Below are 17,209 nucleotides of genomic sequence, written 5' to 3' on the forward strand. Positions count from 1 at the left end.
ATGTCGATTCAATTTTTCAAAAAAGCGCTAAACGATACCACCAGAATCAATATGGCTCAAGGAAGGCGGCGGGGCTGAAACGGTTAGTGAGAAAGAATGTTTGAAAAGTGCGGCAAGCCCTCTCACTCCGCCCCTCTCCCCGGCGGGAGAAGGGAGAAAAAAACGCACAACGTCATTCCCTCTCCCCACCGGGGAGAGGGAGAACGTGAGAGGGATGTGAAATTACGACATTAACAATGTATTCAAACGCTTAATAAACAGGTTTGGATCTTCCAGCGTACCGCGTTCCGCAAACAGCGCCTGATCCAACAGCAGTTCAACCCATTCGCCAAACTTCGTCTCGTCCTGGGTATCGGCGGTACGTTTCACCAGCGGATGATCCGGGTTCAGTTCAAAGATGTACTTCACTTCCGGTACGCTCTGGCCCGCAGCGGCAAACAGTTTCGCCATCTGCGTGCTCATTTCGTCGTTATCGGTGGTGACGATCGCCGGGGTATCGGTCAGGCGATGGGTCAGGCGCACCTCTTTCACACGTTCGCCCAGCAGGGTTTTAACGCGATCAACGAACGGCTCCAGCGCTTTTTCCGCTTCTTTGGTGGTTTCATCCACTTCATCAGCCAGTTTATCCAGCGACTCGTCGGCTTTAGATACCGACTGGAACGGCTTGCCGCTGAACTCGGTCAGGTAGCTCATCATCCACTCGTCGATACGATCGGAGAGCAGCAGAACTTCGATGCCTTTCTTACGGAGCAATTCCAGATGCGGGCTGCTCTTCGCAGCGGCGTAGCTGTCAGCGGTAATAAAGTAGATTTTCTCCTGCCCTTCTTTCATACGGGAGATATAGTCTTCCAGTGAAACAGTCTGCTCGGAAGAGTCCGTGTGGGTAGAGGCAAAACGCAACAGTTTGGCGATCGCTTCCTGGTTGGCGTTGTCTTCAGCCGGACCTTCTTTCAGCGCCAGACCGAACTGTTTCCAGAAGCTCTGGTATTTTTCAGCGTCATCTTTCGCCAGCTTATCGAGCATCTGTAGGGCGCGTTTAGTCAGTGCGTTACGCAGATTACGGGTGACGGTGCTGTCCTGCAGAATTTCACGGGAAACGTTCAGCGGCAGATCATTGGAATCTATCAGGCCACGCACGAAGCGCAGGTAGTTCGGCATAAACTGTTCGGCGTCATCCATGATAAAGACACGCTGTACGTACAGTTTCAGGCCATGCTTATGATCGCGGTTCCACATATCCCACGGCGCCTGCGAAGGGATAAACAACAGGCTGGTATACTCTTGCTTACCTTCCACGCGGTTATGGCTCCAGGCCAGCGGGTCGGTAAAGTCGTGGGCGATATGTTTGTAGAACTCTTTATATTCGTCGTCGCTGATTTCCGACTTGCTGCGGGTCCACAGTGCCTGCGCTTTATTGATTTTTTCCCAGGAGACCACGGTTTCGCCGTCGACGTCTTCCTGCTTTTCAATTTCAACCGGCAGTGCAATATGGTCGGAATATTTGCTGATGATCGAGCGCACGCGCCAGTCATTCAGGAAATCGTCCTCGCCTTCGCGCAGATGCAGCGTGATTTCGGTACCACGCTCGGCTTTGTTGATGTCGGCAACGGTGTATTCACCTTCGCCCGCAGATTCCCAGAACACGCCATTATCAGCGCTTTCGCCAGCCGCACGCGTGCGCACGGTAACTTTATCCGCGACGATAAACGCAGAGTAGAAGCCCACCCCGAACTGACCAATCAACTGGCTGTCTTTCGCCTGATCGGAGCCCATCGATTCCAGAAACGCTTTGGTGCCAGACTTGGCAATCGTCCCAAGGTTCTCAATAACCTCGTCGCGGCTCATCCCGATACCGTTATCGGCAATGGTCAGCGTGCGGTTGTCTTTATTAAACGAGACGCGCACACGCAGTTCACCATCACCTTCGTACAGATCCGGTTTGGACAGCGCGCGAAAACGCAGTTTGTCCGCCGCATCCGAGGCGTTGGAGATAAGCTCACGCAGGAAGATTTCTTTATTGGAATACAGGGAATGGATCATCAGGTGCAGAAGCTGTTTTACTTCTGACTGGAAACCACGGGTTTCTTGTCCTTTCATGTAAGTCGACCTCAACAATGCCATTAAAAAAGTAATAGCCACCACGCTTCGCGCCGCGAATGTACAGGCTATTGAAATGATGAGGGTGAAATGGGGATTCAGAGGGATTTTTTCAAGCGGAAGCCACGTGTCGCAGCCTCCGTTTGGTCAGAATTTAATCTTGTGGCGACCCGCAAGTGAATGGGACAGCGTGGTACCGTCAACCATTTCCAGCTCACCGCCAACCGGAACGCCATGAGCAATACGGCTGGCTTCCACACCATATTGCGCGCAAAGCTCGGCAATATAGTTGGCGGTTGCCTCACCTTCCACCGTCGGGTTAGTGGCGAGAATCACCTCTTGCAGCGATTCCGCCTGCAGACGCTGCTCCAGCCGATCAAGACCGATATCGTCCGGCCCGATACCATCGAGCGGCGACAGGTGGCCCATCAACACGAAATAGCGTCCGGAAAATTGCCCGGTCTGTTCAATGGCGTAAATGTCCGCAGGACTCTCCACCACACAGATTTGGCCATTTTCCTGACGGCGCGGATTGCTGCAAATATTGCAGACCTCCTGCTCGGTAAAGGTTCGGCAATCGGCGCAGTGGCCAATTTCCGACATGGCGCGGGTCAATGACTGCGCCAGGCGCATTCCACCGCTGCGGTCACGTTGCAATAGCGTAAACGCCATGCGCTGCGCCGATTTCGGGCCGACGCCCGGCAGACAGCGCAACGCTTCCATAAGCTGCGTTAACAGCGGACTGGTCTGCATCAGAACGGCATCTTGAAGCCCGGCGGCAATTGCATACCGGAAGAGACAGACGCCATTTTCTCTTTCTGGGTTTCTTCAATGCGACGCGCAGCATCGTTGAACGCCGCAGCCACCAGATCTTCCAGCATGTCTTTATCGTCTTCCAGCAGACTCGGATCGATCTCAACACGGCGGCAGTTATGCGCACCGTTGATGGTCACTTTCACCAGGCCTGCACCAGACTCACCGGTCACTTCCAGCTTCGCGATTTCTTCCTGCATCTGCTGCATTTTTTCTTGCATCTGCTGGGCCTGTTTCATCAGGTTACCCAGACCGCCTTTTCCACCAAACATAGGCTCTTCTCTCAGTAAGTCATAGTTAGTTGACAGCAAGCCAGCTTACCATCAAATGGGACGAATACTCTCTTCATCCAGATCCGCATCGAAGAAACGTTGCAGTGTCTGAATGTTGTTATCCGTGATAATCGCCTCGCGCGCCTGCGCGAGTTTCTCTTCATATATGGCCTGACGCCATTCCAGCGGCGTTCGCACCGCAGGATTATCATCTTCAATGATAGTCAATTCAACCGTGTTGCCATGTAATGCCGAAAGCGCATCCGCCAGCGTTTTTTGCGCCGATGGCGAATTCAGGTGGCGCTGAGCAGAACGTAAATGCAGGCAAACCCGGTTCTCATCCTGCTCTTTCCAGGCATTAAGCGCCACCTGCTCAACCAGTTTTGGCAGGGTCAGCCGGCTGATTTCTGCCGCCCAGGCATCACGCGCGAGCGATTCTTCCGCCAGTTTCCTCGACAACTCGGGGGTCTTTTCGTGCTCCAGCGCTTTTTTTAGCGCCTTCGGCGTGGCCACCGTCTCTTTCACCTCTTCGGTGACGGTTGTCGCTTTCCAGCGGTAGGCCTCTTTTTTTACCGCAGCCTCTTCATGCGCAGAAGGTGCCTGACGCGATTGCACGCGCTCGGTAACCGACGCCAGTCTCTCCAGCGCGCTATTGTTCACCGGCCGCACGCGGGCTGCGGCTGCCGGTTCACTCTTTTTTGTTTTGTCCGCTCCCTGAGCGCGCTGCAGTTGGCGACGGGCCGCCAGCACCTGGCTGGTGGCATCAGGCAGGGCAACATCATGCCGCGGTTGCTGTTGCGGCTGCGATGGCGCCGCCTGCGCCGGGACCTGCACCGGATTCAGCACCGCCACAGGCGCAGCTGGCGCGAAAGAAACCTGGGGCGCATCCGGCACTGTTAATGGCTCGCGCGGATGAAACGCCAGCGCGCGCAGCAGGGTCATCTCCATACCCATGCGTCTGTCCGGCGCATACGGCAACTCTTTTCGGCCAATGAGCAGCGTCTGGTAATAGAGCTGCACATCACCAGGCGGCACTATACGCGCCAGTTCCCGCATGCGTTGCTCAATGGGGGCCATATCGCTGCCCAACGCCGCAGGGCTGAGCTGAATCATGGCGATGCGGTGCATCAGCGTTTGCATCTCCACCAGTAGAGCTTCCCATTCGACGCCACGGGAGGCAGCCTCATTTACCAGCGCCATCGTCCGTTCGCCGTCGGCCGCCACGACCGCTTCAATCAGCGCCAGTGCCTGATCGTCATTAAGCGTCCCGAGCATGGTGCTCACTACGTGCGCGGTCAGTTGACCATCGCCGCTGGCAATCGCCTGGTCGGTAAGGCTCAGCGCATCACGCAGGCTGCCGTCTGCGGCGCGGGCCAGCAACTGGAGCGCACGCAATTCGTGAGGAATGTTTTCGGCGTCAAGAATGTGTTCAAGCTGCTGGCGGATTTGATCAACGTCCAGCGCTTTAAGATGAAACTGCAGACAACGCGACAGAATCGTCACCGGCAATTTTTGCGGATCGGTGGTCGCCAGCAGGAATTTGACGTGCTCAGGCGGCTCTTCAAGCGTTTTCAACAGCGCGTTAAAGCTGTGGCGCGAGAGCATGTGCACTTCGTCAATAAGGTAGACCTTGAAACGACCGCGCGCGGGGGCGTACTGCACGTTGTCCAGCAGGTCACGGGTATCTTCGACCTTGGTACGGGATGCCGCATCAATTTCGATTAAGTCAACAAAGCGCCCCTGTTCAATTTCCCGACAGCTATCGCACACGCCGCAGGGCGTTGCGGTGACACCCGTCTCACAATTCAGCCCTTTTGCCAGCAGGCGGGCAATAGAGGTTTTACCGACGCCGCGCGTACCGGAAAAGAGGTAGGCATGATGGATGCGTCCTGAGGATAAGCCGTTCGCCAGTGCGGTGAGCACATGCTCCTGGCCGACGACGTCAGCAAAAGTTTGGGGTCGCCATTTACGGGCTAAGACCTGATAACTCATTGGCAGGCTCTGAAACGCTGGAGGTGGATTAATAGGGGGGAATGCTATCACAACCTCACTTAATCAGCGAGGCTGTCTCTTTTGGCAATAATTCGGACGTCGCCGTTGCAGACAGTTTAGTGACGGACAGCGCACAGTAACCGGAACGTACGTAGAGTACGTGAGGATTACGCGCACTGCCCGGTGCTAAAATGACAAATAAGGCAGTCTGATAATTAATGCCCCGGGAATGGCACAAGACTAAAGCAAGTCAGACCCTGTTTTTCCAGACGTTGTTCACCGCCCAGATCGAACAGGTTAATGATGAATGCTGCATCGGTCACTTCGCCGCCTAAACGGCGGATCAGTTTTACCGTCGCTTCGATGGTGCCGCCTGTGGCCAGCAGATCATCGACCACCAGGACTTTATCGCCAGCCTGGATAGCATCAATGTGGATCTCAAGCTGATCGGTACCGTATTCCAGTTCATAGCTTTCCGCGATCGTTTCACGCGGCAGTTTACGCGGCTTACGTACCGGTACAAAGCCAACGCCCAGGCCCAACGCAACCGGTGCGCCGAACAGGAAGCCACGTGCTTCTGTACCTACTACTTTCGTGATCCCGGCGTCTTTGTAGCGTTCAACCAGCAGTTCAATGCTGAGAGCGTACGCTTTCGGGTCTTCCAGCAAACTGGTGACATCACGGAACAGGATGCCCGGTTTCGGATAATCCTGAATGCTTTTGATGCTGTTTTTGAGAAATTCAAGCTGCTGCGCAGTCGCTGTCATGGATTTTTGCCTGATAGAAACGGTGTTACTCACGGCGCATACTGAGGTTTCGCATGTAACCTGCGGTTAACATTTAACCAGTCGCGCCTGTGCTCGAAAACGCTCGAATTTACTGGCAGAACGCGACAATTGCAACTTCCATCGGTGGGCTTTATGGTTTTTGTTGCTTTGCGTCAATCACGGGCAGGCGCCACATAAAAATCAGCAAGCAAGACAAAATGACCAGCAGTAGCCATCGCACCCATATAATCTTCACCAGCCACAGAGAAATCGCGAACGTTATCAGTATTACGGCGATGGTCCGGGGTTTAGCGCCTGGTGGCATTGCCTTATAGGTTTGCCAGTGACGCAAATAGCCGCCAAACCAGGAACGGTACAATAACCACTGGTGAAAACGGGGCGATGAGCGCGCAAAGCACCAGGCGGCCAGCAGGATAAACGGCGTGGTCGGCAGTAAAGGCAAAACGACGCCGAGAGTACCCAGCACTACCGCCAGCCAGCCAATGATGATTAAAATAGTCCGTTTCATAGTGCGAATCATTATCATTGATGAGCGGCTAATGTAGCATAGTCGCCGCCATTTACAGGGGAGAGAATCGTGAGAAGCGCGTTGCTTTTACAGGCTCTGGAACAAAAGCTGGACGAGCTGGCGCGACACATCGCCCCTCAGGTAAAGCACGCTACGGTGAGTCCACGTTTCGACCGTCACCTCTTTCATACACGTCGCACCACCCTGGACGCCTGCCTGCAGGAAGCTCAGCGCAGTCTGAGCGCGCTTCGCCATGCCGTTGACGCACGGCAAATCGAGCAGGTAGCCTGGCTTGCAGAGCATCTGGAGGCGCAAATTGCCGCCCTCAGTCGCGAAGCGGCCTCATGGTCGCTGCGCGAGTGGGATAGCCCCGCGCCCGGTATTCAAAAATGGCAGCGTAAGCGGTTGCAACATCAGCAATTCGAACAGCGTCTGATGGCGATGAAACGTGAGCGGGAAGTGCGTCTGGCAAATGTCGACACCTTCGTCGAACAGCAGCAATTACACAAAGAAATCACTGCACTGGAAGGCAGACTGGGCCGCTGTCGCGAGGCGCTGGAGAATATTGAACGGGTGCTGGCGCGCCTGACACGTTAACCCGAGGAGAATGTATGTCCCTGGAAGATGCACCGGATGAGGTCAAGCTGGCAGTCGATTTGATTATGTTGTTGGAAGAACATGATATTGCGCCGGAAACCGTGCTAAAAGCGCTGGAAATTGTGCAACGGGATTTTGCGCGCAAAGTCAGGGAAAGCGAGGGCTGAGATGGGTATGGCCTGATGCCCTCACCCCGCTCCTCTCCCACGGGAGAAGGAGAAAACCGCTCCCTGCTCGCAGGGAAACATAGCCCGGATAAGGCGTTCACGCCACATCCGGGAATAATCCCCGGCGGCGCTAACGCTTACCGGGGCGACAGCAAGAGAGGCGTACTGCCCGTCATTCGGGGAGCTCTGAATTAATTCTGTGCCGGCGTCGGATCGTCGCCTTTCAGTTCGCGCGTCACTTCTGTGTGCTCGTCACCGCTGGCATTGCGCAAATGCACTTCCAGCTGGTTGAAGGCGATATCGATGTTATTTTCGCGACACAGTCTGTCGATCGTGCGGTTCAGTTCATCCACCGTGTAGCTACGATCGCGCAGTTCACGCACATACAGACGCAGTTCATGATCCAGCGTGCTCGGGCCAAAGGTGGTAAAGAACACCGACGGTTCAGGGTCATGCATCACTTTCGGATGTTCCATCGCCGCCTTCAATAGCACCTCTTTCACCTTGTCCAGATCGGAACCGTACGCGACACCCAGACGGATCACCACGCGAGTGATGGTGTCGGAAAGCGACCAGTTGATCAGACGCTCGGTCACGAACGCTTTGTTTGGAATAATGACCTCTTTGCGGTCAAAATCGGTGATCGTGGTGGCGCGAATACGAATCTTACTTACCGACCCGGAGAAGGTGCCGATGGTAACGGTATCGCCGATGCGTACCGGACGTTCGAATAGAATGATTAAGCCGGAGACAAAGTTACCGAAGATTTCCTGTAAGCCGAAACCTAAACCAACCGACAGAGCGGCCGCCAGCCATTGTAGTTTGTCCCATGAGACACCCAACGACCCAAACACTGTCATCGCGCCAACGGCAATGATGACATAGTTCAGAATAGTGGTAATGGCGTAGGACGCCCCCTGGCGCATGTTCAACCGCGAGAGAACGATAACCTCAAGCAAACCAGGCAAGTTACGAATCAACGCCCAGGCCACCACCGTGGCAATCAATGCAAACAGCATGCTCCCCATGGTCACGCTTTTTACTGCGGCGACGCCAGCTTCCATACCGTTGTAGTGCCACAGAACAACGCTGTCCAGATAGGCGAAAACGGTAATTAAATCTGACCAAATCGCCCAAAACGCCACGCCAAAGAGGGCGATCATCACCAACATGGTAATACGCAGTGTTTGCTGGTTAACCTGCTCCAGGGCAATCCCGGGCTCTTCCTGCGGCTCGGCCCCTTCGGCCCCTTCTTTTATCAGGTTCTGGCGACGGGCAAGCGCACGGCGGTAAGCAATACGGCGCGCCGCAACGCTGAGGCCGCGCAGCACGGTCTGGTACAGGAGATTCCAGATGATCACCAGATAGACGGTTTCAATCCATCGTCCGGCCAGACGCAACGTCGTGTAGAAATACCCCGTGGCGGTCAGAACCATCAACGCCACCGGAACGATGGCCAGCACAGTTATGGTGATAAGTCGTATGCCATGAGATTCTTTGTCTCGCCAGCTTTCGCGGAACATCGGCCAGACCAGGCCCGTAATGAGCAGCAGGTTAAGCAGAATAACCGTTTGCCCCAGAACATCGTCCATCAAATGCAACGGCGAAAGTTCGGAGACCACAGACCAGAAATGCAGCGGCAGCAGCGCAAGACTGATACGGACGATCTGGCGACGCCAGTGGCTGGTGAGTTGCGCCGGCATATTAAAGTGGTTCACCGCCACGCCATCTTTTTCCAGCACTTTCCAGCACAGCCCGAAGACCAGCCAGAAGAGGGTCAGTTTTTTACTGAACGCCCACAAAAGCTCACTGATATTAAGCTGCATGGTGAGCAAAATGAGACCGACCGCCAGAATAATCAGGCACACCGGTAGCGCACGAATCAGGTCGATGAGAATCGCTTTCGGCGTATGTAACTGGCTGTCATTACGTAGCTGACCAACCTGAGCCGCAAGACGCGCCTGATAGCTGCGCAACCAGCTCAGACGCCAGCGAATCAAGCCGGCAATCAGTAACAGCGGCAAACCGGTGAGGAACGCAATCGCCACAGCAGGCCAGGCTTTTTCCCAGTTCCCGGTGATTTTCATTTTACTTATCTGGTCTTTCAGCGCCTGTGGGAAAGATTTCACCCAGTCCCAGTCCATAGGCTTATTGCTGTTTACCCAGAAAATTTGCTGTGTGAGGATCTCCTGAAGACTTTTCGAGACGCTCATCAGTTGCTGCTGGTTAACCTGCAGGTTTATCGCCATCATCAACTGATTACCCAACTGCTTATTCAGTTGATCGAGCAATTCACGACGCATGTCCACGACCTGTAACAGGGCGTCATGCACTTCGTCGTTGACCTCACTCGAATGTCCCTCTTCCAGTTTTGCCACGAAAGCATCGCTCTGGAAAAGGGCATCACGCTGCTGATTGACCTCAAACTGTTCCAGACGCAGGTCCGCAATGCGGTTGGTCATGTCTTCAAGCTCATCAGCGGAAGGGAGCGTTTGTTGTTGCTGATAAAGGATGCGCGACAGCAGCAAGCTGCCTTTAAGCACCGAAATCTGCTCCTTCACATTGCGCTCAGACTGCAGCGCGCGGTCAAGCCAGTTTTTCACTTTAATGTTTTGCTGCACCAGCGAGTTACCGTTTTCCGTCGCGGTAATGAGCTTCTGGCTAAGCTGGTGGTTAACGTCCAGTTCCTGCTTCACTAATGGCATCGCCTGGATTCGCGCGGTTTCATCCGGCGTTACGGCTTCCTGGGCGGTTTTTTCTGTCAGCGTCAGTCGCTTATTATTGACAGCTTCCTGCAACAGTTGCAGTTGATGTTCAAGACGATTGCTGTTCGCAGTGGTGTAATCGCGCTGTTTCTGCAGCGTGTCCTGCAATGTGGTATTCCCTTCGAGACTTTTACGCAACTGTTCGATTTGCGCATTCAGCAATGCCTGTTGAGCAAGTAAAAGCGTCTGCTGTGTCGGACGCAGCGCCCCCTCACCTGCCGCCGTGCCATTAAGACGATTGCGGATTTGCTGTAACTGCTGCGAAGCGGTGTACATGGAACTCTGCACACGTTCCGGCTGCGTCTGCAATGAAACTAATTGACTGTTATAATTAGATAAATCGTTCTGAGCTGTTTGTAAATCGTCCAGCAATTGTGCCACGCGCGACTCAAGCTGGCGCAGAGATAGCGTTGCCAGCGTTTTACGCGTTTCATCGTCGTTATCTTTATCGCTGAGCGCATTGAGGGCATCAGTCGCCTGGCGCAGTTTGTCCGGCGCCTGGGTGATTTTCTGTTTTAAGAGCGCAGTTTCCTGCTTAACCCGTTCGATTTTGTCCAGAACATCCAGAGTTTCCGTTAAATCCTGAATAACCAGTTTATCCGTAGCGGTGGGATCTTTTTGCTTATTCAGAGCGTCGAGTTGACTCTGGACATCGGAGCGAGCGGGTAATTCGTTGTTTGTCGGGGCCGCGAAAGCGCTGCCCGTAATGAAGGCAAAGACAAAAAACAGCGCGGCAGCCAAAACCGGGAGCGCACTTCTTGAACGTGTGGATTGCAGCATCATTTGCGTGATTAATCTGTGAACAGGAAAGATGGCCGAAGCTAGCCACACGCGAAGGATATCACGCCGACAAGTTACAACCTAGTAACGTAATGTTAGCAGTCACTTTTTCCGCAAAATCTGACCGGGCTTACACCCCTGAAGCTTGATTATGCAGCGTTGGACAAAACTGGCACATCTCCAGTAATATCGCTACATAATCGCGGGCTTCTTTCTTTAAATCAAACGATTGGGGGGAGAAAAGCCAGTTCTCCATCACGCCGGAAATATAGGCACGCATCAAAACTGCCGTCCGGCGGGTGAGTAAGCTCTCAGGGAGTAATTTAGCTTTAATACACTCATTAAGTGTATGCTCAATGCGATCGTAGCTCTCCAGGCAAAAATTACGCTGCGCCTCTTGCAAGACCGCCATTTCGCCAACAAACTCACATTTGTGAAAAATGATTTCCATCATGAGTCGGCGACGCTCTTCGACCACGGTTGCTTCGAGGATATAGACCAGGATTTCCCTTAAAACTGACAGTGGATCGTCGGGGAATTTTGCCCGATACTCAGTTTCGAGATCGCTGATGCTGGCTTCTGATAGCTCCCAGATCTCACTGAATAAATCCGACTTATTTTTGAAGTGCCAGTAAATCGCACCGCGGGTCACCCCCGCTGCCTGTGCAATATCTGCCAGTGAGGTTGCTGATACGCCCTGCCGGGAGAACAAACGCAAGGCCACATCAAGGATGTGCTGGCGTGTCTCTTGTGCCTGCTGTTTGGTTTTTCGTGCCATATGTTGGTGAATTGACAGGAGTCAGATTTACATACATTTATGAATGTTTGTACCATAGCATGACGATAATATAAACGCAGCAATGGGTTTGGGACATTTGATCCATTGATCAATTTGAAATCGGACACTCGAGGTTTACATATGAACAAAAACAGAGGGTTAACGCCTCTGGCGGTCGTTCTGATGCTTTCAGGCAGCTTAGCGCTTACAGGATGTGATGAAAAACCCGCTCAACAGGGCGGCGCTGCGGGCCAGGCGCCAGAAGTTGGCGTCGTCACGCTAAAAACAGAACCTCTGCAGATCACAACCGAACTTCCAGGCAGAACCAGCGCGTTTCGCGTTGCGGAAGTCCGTCCTCAGGTCAGTGGCATTATTTTAAAACGTAACTTCACAGAAGGTAGTGATATAGAAGCGGGTGTCTCGCTTTATCAGATTGATCCGGCCACCTATCAGGCGTCTTATGAAAGCGCGAAAGGCGATCTGGCAAAAGCACAGGCTGCGGCAAACATCGCGCGCATGACCGCGTCTCGTTATCAGAAATTGTTGGGCACTAAGTACATCAGCCAACAGGATTATGATACAGCTCAGGCTGACGCACAGCAGGCAGATGCTGCTGTCGTTGCGGCAAAAGCTGCGGTTGAAACCGCGCGTATCAACCTTGCCTATACCAAAGTCACCTCTCCTATCAGCGGACGTATCGGTAAATCGTCCGTGACTGAAGGTGCACTGGTGCAAACCGGGCAAGCAACCGCTCTGGCTACCGTTCAGCAGCTTGACCCCATCTACGTCGATGTGACTCAGTCCAGCAACGACTACCTGCGACTGAAACAGGAGCTGGCGAACGGCACGCTGAAACAGGAAAACGGTAAAGCGAAAGTTGAGCTGGTGACCAACGACGGCGTGAAATACCCGCAGACCGGCACACTGGAGTTTTCTGACGTCACCGTTGATCAAACTACCGGTTCTATCACATTGCGCGCGATTTTCCCGAACCCGGATATGACGCTGCTGCCAGGTCTGTTCGTGCGCGCGAAACTCGAAGAAGGGACCAATCCGAATGCACTGCTGGTTCCGCAACAGGGTGTGACCCGTACCCCACGTGGTGACGCTACCGCGATGGTCGTGGGTGAAGGCGATAAAGTCGAAATCCGTAAACTCACCGCAACACAGGCCATTGGCGATAAATGGCTGGTGACAGATGGCCTGAAAGCAGGCGATCGCGTGATTGTGACAGGCCTTCAAAAAGTAAGACCCGGTGCGCAGGTAAAAGCACAGGAAGTGACCGCTGAGAATAAAGAGCAAGCCCCGGCCGGCGCGCAGTCACAGCAGTCTAAGTCTTAACTTAAACAGGAGCCGTTAAGACATGCCAAATTTCTTTATTGATCGCCCCATATTTGCCTGGGTGATCGCCATAATCATCATGCTTGCGGGGGGACTGGCGATCCTGAAGCTGCCAGTTGCGCAATATCCGACGATTGCGCCGCCGGCAATTCAGATCAGTGCGTCCTATCCCGGTGCTGATGCAAAAACGGTGCAGGATACCGTTACGCAGGTTATCGAACAGAACATGAACGGTATCGATGGCCTGCTGTATATGTCCTCCACCAGTGACTCCTCTGGTACGGTACAGATCACCATCACCTTTGATTCTGGTACCGATGCGGATATCGCCCAGGTACAGGTGCAGAACAAACTGCAGCTGGCAATGCCATTACTGCCGCAGGAAGTTCAGCAGCAGGGTGTGAGCGTTGAGAAGTCGTCCAGTAGCTTCCTGATGGTTCTCGGTATGATCAGTACCGATGGTTCCATGACGCAGGAAGATATTGCCGACTATGTGGGTGCTACCATAAAAGACCCGGTTAGCCGTACGAAGGGTGTGGGTGACGTACAGTTGTTCGGTGCGCAGTATGCAATGCGTATCTGGATGGACCCGAATAAACTGAATAATTTCCAGTTGACTCCTGTCGATGTTATTACGGCCATTAAAGCGCAGAACGCCCAGGTCGCGGCAGGCCAGTTAGGTGGGACGCCGCCGGTGAAAGGCCAGCAGTTGAACGCCTCTATCATCGCACAGACACGTCTGACCTCAACGGAAGAGTTCGGTAAGATACTGCTGAAAGTTAACCAGGATGGGTCGCAGGTTCGTCTGCGTGACGTGGCGAAAATTGAGCTGGGCGGCGAAAACTACGACGTTATCGCCCGCTACAACGGTCAACCCGCATCTGGTCTTGGCATCAAGCTGGCAACCGGTGCGAATGCGCTGGATACTGCAAATGCAGTGCGTGCCACTATCGCCAAACTGGAACCGTTCTTCCCGCACGGGCTGAAAGTGGTTTATCCGTACGATACCACCCCATTCGTTAAGATCTCCATTAACGAAGTGGTGAAAACGCTGGTTGAAGCGATCGTGCTGGTATTCCTGGTAATGTATCTGTTCCTGCAGAACTTCCGCGCAACGTTGATTCCGACCATCGCGGTACCCGTCGTACTGTTGGGTACCTTCGCCATACTCTCAGCATTTGGTTATTCGATAAACACCCTCACCATGTTTGGTATGGTGCTGGCGATAGGCCTGTTGGTGGATGACGCCATCGTCGTGGTAGAGAACGTTGAGCGTGTCATGTCCGAAGAGGGTTTGCCGCCAAAAGAAGCCACGCGTAAGTCCATGGGCCAGATTCAGGGCGCGTTGGTCGGTATCGCGATGGTTCTGTCGGCGGTATTTATTCCGATGGCCTTCTTCGGTGGTTCGACCGGCGCGATTTACCGTCAGTTCTCTATTACCATTGTTTCGGCAATGGCGCTCTCGGTACTGGTAGCGTTAATCCTGACGCCAGCGCTCTGTGCGACCATGCTTAAACCGATTGCCAAAGGCGATCATGGTGAAGGCAAGAAGGGCTTCTTTGGCTGGTTTAACCGCGTATTTGATAAGAGCACGCACCACTACACCGACAGCGTAGGCAATATTCTGCGCAGTACGGGGCGTTACCTGCTGCTCTACATTCTCATCGTGATTGGCATGGCCATCTTGTTCGTTCGTCTGCCCAGTTCGTTCCTGCCCGATGAAGACCAGGGTGTGTTCCTGACCATGGCGCAACTTCCGGCGGGTGCGACGCAAGAGCGTACGCAGAAAGTGCTGGATGAGGTGACCAAATACTATCTGGAAACCGAAAAAGATAACGTGAACTCTGTGTTTACCGTTAACGGCTTCGGCTTCTCCGGGCGTGGTCAGAATACCGGTCTGGCGTTCGTGTCGCTGAAAAACTGGGATGAACGTCCGGGCGAGAAAAACAAAGTGCCGGCGATCGCAGGTCGTGCAAGCGCGCACTTCTCGCAAATTAAAGATGCAATGGTGTTCGCCTTTAACCTGCCAGCGATTGTTGAACTGGGTACGGCTACGGGCTTTGACTTCCAGCTGATTGACCAGGCGAACCTGGGCCATGACAAGCTGATGCAGGCACGTAACCAGTTGTTCGGAGAGATTGCACAGCATCCGGATCTGCTGGTCGGCGTGCGTCCGAACGGTCTGGAAGATACGCCGCAGTTCAAAATCAATATCGACCAGGAAAAAGCACAGGCGTTGGGCGTCTCGTTAAGTGACATCAATACTACGCTTGGCGCGGCATGGGGCGGTAGCTACGTTAACGACTTCATCGACCGTGGCCGTGTGAAGAAAGTGTACGTCATGTCCGACGCGAAATACCGTATGTTACCGAGCGATATTGGTAACTGGTATGTCCGTGGTGCAAGCGGCTCGATGGTGCCTTTCTCTGCGTTTGCGACATCGCACTGGGAGTATGGCTCTCCGCGTCTGGAACGCTATAACGGCTTGCCATCCATGGAAATCCTCGGCCAGGCTGCTCCGGGTAAAAGTACCGGTGAAGCCATGGCGATGATGGAACAACTGGCCAGTAAACTGCCGACGGGTATTGGCTATGACTGGACGGGCATGTCTTACCAGGAACGTCTGTCAGGTAACCAGGCGCCTGCACTGTACGCCATCTCTCTGATTGTGGTGTTCCTGTGCCTGGCAGCGCTGTACGAGAGCTGGTCGATTCCGTTCTCCGTTATGCTGGTGGTCCCGCTCGGGGTGGTCGGTGCGCTGCTGGCCGCGACCTTACGCGGTCTGACCAACGACGTTTACTTCCAGGTAGGCCTGCTGACAACCATTGGCTTGTCGGCGAAGAACGCGATACTTATCGTCGAATTCGCCAAAGATCTGATGGATAAAGAAGGCAAAGGTCTTATTGAAGCCACCCTGGAAGCGGTACGTATGCGTCTGCGTCCAATCCTGATGACGTCACTGGCGTTTATCCTTGGGGTTCTGCCGCTGGTTATCAGTACGGGCGCAGGCTCCGGTGCGCAAAACGCCGTAGGTACCGGTGTAATGGGCGGTATGATTACCGCAACGGTACTGGCGATATTCTTCGTTCCTGTGTTCTTTGTGGTGGTACGCCGCCGCTTTAGCCGCAGAAGTGAGGATGTTGAGCACGCTCATAAGGTTGAGCAACACTGATAGTGATGAATGAAAAGGCCGCGAAAGCGGCCTTTTTCATATTCCCTTCTCTGATCATTAAAACTCCGTATTGTCACTTTGTTTATTTTGTGCAGCCGTAATAACGCACAGAATTAATACGCCATTAAGTGCGCATCTTATATACTTAGGTAAAATTCTTAATTATCTGGTACAATCAGTTTAAGTAAGAATATTCCTGGTAATTAGCCTTTTTGGAATATTTAAATAACCTTAAATATACAACAATGCCCCTAACTCAATGAAGAATAAGGGAACTTACTGTTTTCGCACAAAAATTCTCGCATAAAAGAGGGAAATAAACGGGGGTGATTTCTCCATTTTTGACGAGCAAAACGCGATAATTGTAATTTTTCGTAATAGGCCAATGAAATCTTTTTAAGACTGGCTTATAGTTAAATCAATGAGGAAAAGCAGCATATGCTGCTGGTCAGATCAGACGTTTCCACCCCGGAGCAGTGTTCAGTGAGTAAAAAAAGCGACTCAGAAGGGGATGTGTTATGGACGAATACTCGCCAAAAAGGCATGATATCGCGCAGCTTAAATTTCTCTGCGAAACGTTGTACCATGATTGCCTCCTGAATCTTGAAGAAAGCCATCATGGATGGGTTAACGATCCTACTTCGGCAATCAATTTGCAGTTAAATGAGTTGATTGAACATATAGCAACCTTCGCACTTAATTATAAAATTAAGTATAATGAAGATAATAAACTGATTGAGCAGATAGACGAATACCTTGATGATACGTTTATGCTGTTCAGTAGTTACGGTATCAACACACAAGACTTGCAGAAATGGCGTAAATCGGGAAACCGATTGTTCCGTTGTTTCGTCAATGTGAGCAAGGCTAACCCTGTTAGCCACTCCTGTTAAATATTTCAACCAGTAAAGGTAAAATCATGTCTGATAAGCCATTAACCAAAATTGATTATTTGATGCGATTACGACGTTGTCAGACAATTGACACACTCGAACGCGTCATTGAAAAAAATAAATATGAACTGCCCGACCATGAGCTTACGGTGTTTTATTCAGCAGCCGATCATCGTCTGGCTGAACTAACCATGAATAAACTGTATGACAAAATCCCTCCTTCTGTGTGGAAATTTGTACGTTAAG

General features: G+C 52.7%; 14 protein-coding genes and 1 other annotated feature. Of the genes, 6 read left to right on the plus strand and 8 right to left on the minus strand.

Annotated features, from left to right (window positions below; genetic code table 11):
* Positions 1-222 precede the first annotated feature (222 nt).
* From htpG to AB182_RS19520, 6 genes are all read right to left on the minus strand, one after another.
* A complete protein-coding gene (gene htpG / locus AB182_RS19495) occupies positions 223-2,097 on the minus strand; it encodes a molecular chaperone HtpG (RefSeq protein WP_047371540.1) in 1,875 nt (624 codons plus the stop codon).
* 147 nt (positions 2,098-2,244) lie between these two features.
* Positions 2,245-2,850, minus strand: coding sequence for a recombination mediator RecR (gene recR / locus AB182_RS19500; RefSeq protein ID WP_047371541.1), 606 nt, complete (start codon positions 2,848-2,850; stop codon positions 2,245-2,247).
* On the minus strand, positions 2,850-3,182 hold the full coding sequence (locus AB182_RS19505; RefSeq protein WP_041852682.1) for a YbaB/EbfC family nucleoid-associated protein: 333 nt from the start codon (positions 3,180-3,182) through the stop codon (positions 2,850-2,852). The genes recR and AB182_RS19505 overlap by 1 nt, the downstream gene beginning before the upstream one ends.
* Positions 3,183-3,233: 51 nt before the next feature.
* On the minus strand, positions 3,234-5,174 hold the full coding sequence (dnaX, locus tag AB182_RS19510; RefSeq protein ID WP_047371542.1) for a DNA polymerase III subunit gamma/tau: 1,941 nt from the start codon (positions 5,172-5,174) through the stop codon (positions 3,234-3,236).
* Positions 3,837-3,901: a sequence feature (DnaX frameshifting element), on the minus strand. Its footprint overlaps the gene before it by 65 nt.
* 215 nt (positions 5,175-5,389) lie before the next feature.
* Complete coding sequence (gene apt, locus AB182_RS19515; protein ID WP_047371543.1) at positions 5,390-5,941, minus strand: adenine phosphoribosyltransferase; 552 nt, start codon at positions 5,939-5,941, stop codon at positions 5,390-5,392.
* 151 nt (positions 5,942-6,092) lie between these two features.
* Entirely contained in the window at positions 6,093-6,470 is a 378-nt protein-coding gene (locus AB182_RS19520; RefSeq protein ID WP_047371544.1) for a DUF454 family protein, read from the minus strand.
* 69 nt (positions 6,471-6,539) lie between these two features.
* Between AB182_RS19520 and priC the strand changes: the two genes are divergently transcribed.
* Both priC and rsmS read left to right on the plus strand, forming a co-directional pair.
* Positions 6,540-7,067 carry a primosomal replication protein N'' gene (gene priC / locus AB182_RS19525; protein ID WP_047371545.1) on the plus strand — a complete coding sequence of 176 codons (528 nt, stop codon included), beginning with the start codon at positions 6,540-6,542 and terminating at the stop codon, positions 7,065-7,067.
* A 14-nt stretch (positions 7,068-7,081) separates the two neighbouring features.
* Positions 7,082-7,234: a pleiotropic regulatory protein RsmS gene (gene rsmS, locus AB182_RS30870; protein WP_071845917.1), complete on the plus strand. Its 153-nt coding sequence runs from the start codon at positions 7,082-7,084 to the stop codon at positions 7,232-7,234.
* Between the two features lie 191 nt (positions 7,235-7,425).
* Here the strand turns inward: rsmS and mscK are convergent, their stop codons facing one another.
* A complete protein-coding gene (gene mscK, locus AB182_RS19530; protein WP_047373378.1) occupies positions 7,426-10,779 on the minus strand; it encodes a mechanosensitive channel MscK in 3,354 nt (1,117 codons plus the stop codon).
* Between the two features lie 130 nt (positions 10,780-10,909).
* Positions 10,910-11,557, minus strand: a complete 648-nt coding sequence (gene acrR, locus AB182_RS19535) for a multidrug efflux transporter transcriptional repressor AcrR (protein ID WP_047371546.1) — start codon at positions 11,555-11,557, stop codon at positions 10,910-10,912.
* A gap of 141 nt (positions 11,558-11,698) precedes the next feature.
* Here acrR and acrA point away from each other — a divergent pair, with 141 nt between their 5' ends.
* From acrA to AB182_RS19555, 4 genes are all read left to right on the plus strand, one after another.
* Entirely contained in the window at positions 11,699-12,898 is a 1,200-nt protein-coding gene (gene acrA / locus AB182_RS19540) for a multidrug efflux RND transporter periplasmic adaptor subunit AcrA (protein ID WP_047371547.1), read from the plus strand.
* A 22-nt stretch (positions 12,899-12,920) separates the two neighbouring features.
* Positions 12,921-16,070 (plus strand): multidrug efflux RND transporter permease subunit AcrB, encoded by a 3,150-nt coding sequence (acrB, locus tag AB182_RS19545; RefSeq protein WP_047371548.1) that lies wholly within the window; start codon positions 12,921-12,923, stop codon positions 16,068-16,070.
* Positions 16,071-16,588: 518 nt separating this feature from the next.
* On the plus strand, positions 16,589-16,963 hold the full coding sequence (gene tomB, locus AB182_RS19550; RefSeq protein WP_041852464.1) for an Hha toxicity modulator TomB: 375 nt from the start codon (positions 16,589-16,591) through the stop codon (positions 16,961-16,963).
* A 26-nt stretch (positions 16,964-16,989) separates the two neighbouring features.
* A complete protein-coding gene (locus AB182_RS19555; RefSeq protein WP_041852465.1) occupies positions 16,990-17,208 on the plus strand; it encodes an HHA domain-containing protein in 219 nt (72 codons plus the stop codon).
* The last annotated feature ends 1 nt before the right edge of the window (position 17,209 follow it).

The sequence above is a fragment of the Phytobacter ursingii genome (assembly GCF_001022135.1).
GTDB lineage: Bacteria > Pseudomonadota > Gammaproteobacteria > Enterobacterales > Enterobacteriaceae > Phytobacter > Phytobacter ursingii.

Bases quoted from the DNA above. Each gene is read 5' to 3' on its own strand.
- htpG (WP_047371540.1), bottom strand. From the start codon at position 2,097: ATGAAAGGACAAGAAACCCGTGGTTTCCAGTCAGAAGTAAAACAGCTT.
- recR (WP_047371541.1), bottom strand. From the start codon at position 2,850: ATGCAGACCAGTCCGCTGTTAACGCAGCTTATGGAAGCGTTGCGCTGT.
- AB182_RS19505 (WP_041852682.1), bottom strand. From the start codon at position 3,182: ATGTTTGGTGGAAAAGGCGGTCTGGGTAACCTGATGAAACAGGCCCAG.
- dnaX (WP_047371542.1), bottom strand. From the start codon at position 5,174: ATGAGTTATCAGGTCTTAGCCCGTAAATGGCGACCCCAAACTTTTGCT.
- apt (WP_047371543.1), bottom strand. From the start codon at position 5,941: ATGACAGCGACTGCGCAGCAGCTTGAATTTCTCAAAAACAGCATCAAA.
- AB182_RS19520 (WP_047371544.1), bottom strand. From the start codon at position 6,470: ATGAAACGGACTATTTTAATCATCATTGGCTGGCTGGCGGTAGTGCTG.
- rsmS (WP_071845917.1), top strand. From the start codon at position 7,082: ATGTCCCTGGAAGATGCACCGGATGAGGTCAAGCTGGCAGTCGATTTG.
- mscK (WP_047373378.1), bottom strand. From the start codon at position 10,779: ATGCTGCAATCCACACGTTCAAGAAGTGCGCTCCCGGTTTTGGCTGCC.
- acrR (WP_047371546.1), bottom strand. From the start codon at position 11,557: ATGGCACGAAAAACCAAACAGCAGGCACAAGAGACACGCCAGCACATC.
- acrA (WP_047371547.1), top strand. From the start codon at position 11,699: ATGAACAAAAACAGAGGGTTAACGCCTCTGGCGGTCGTTCTGATGCTT.
- acrB (WP_047371548.1), top strand. From the start codon at position 12,921: ATGCCAAATTTCTTTATTGATCGCCCCATATTTGCCTGGGTGATCGCC.
- tomB (WP_041852464.1), top strand. From the start codon at position 16,589: ATGGACGAATACTCGCCAAAAAGGCATGATATCGCGCAGCTTAAATTT.
- AB182_RS19555 (WP_041852465.1), top strand. From the start codon at position 16,990: ATGTCTGATAAGCCATTAACCAAAATTGATTATTTGATGCGATTACGA.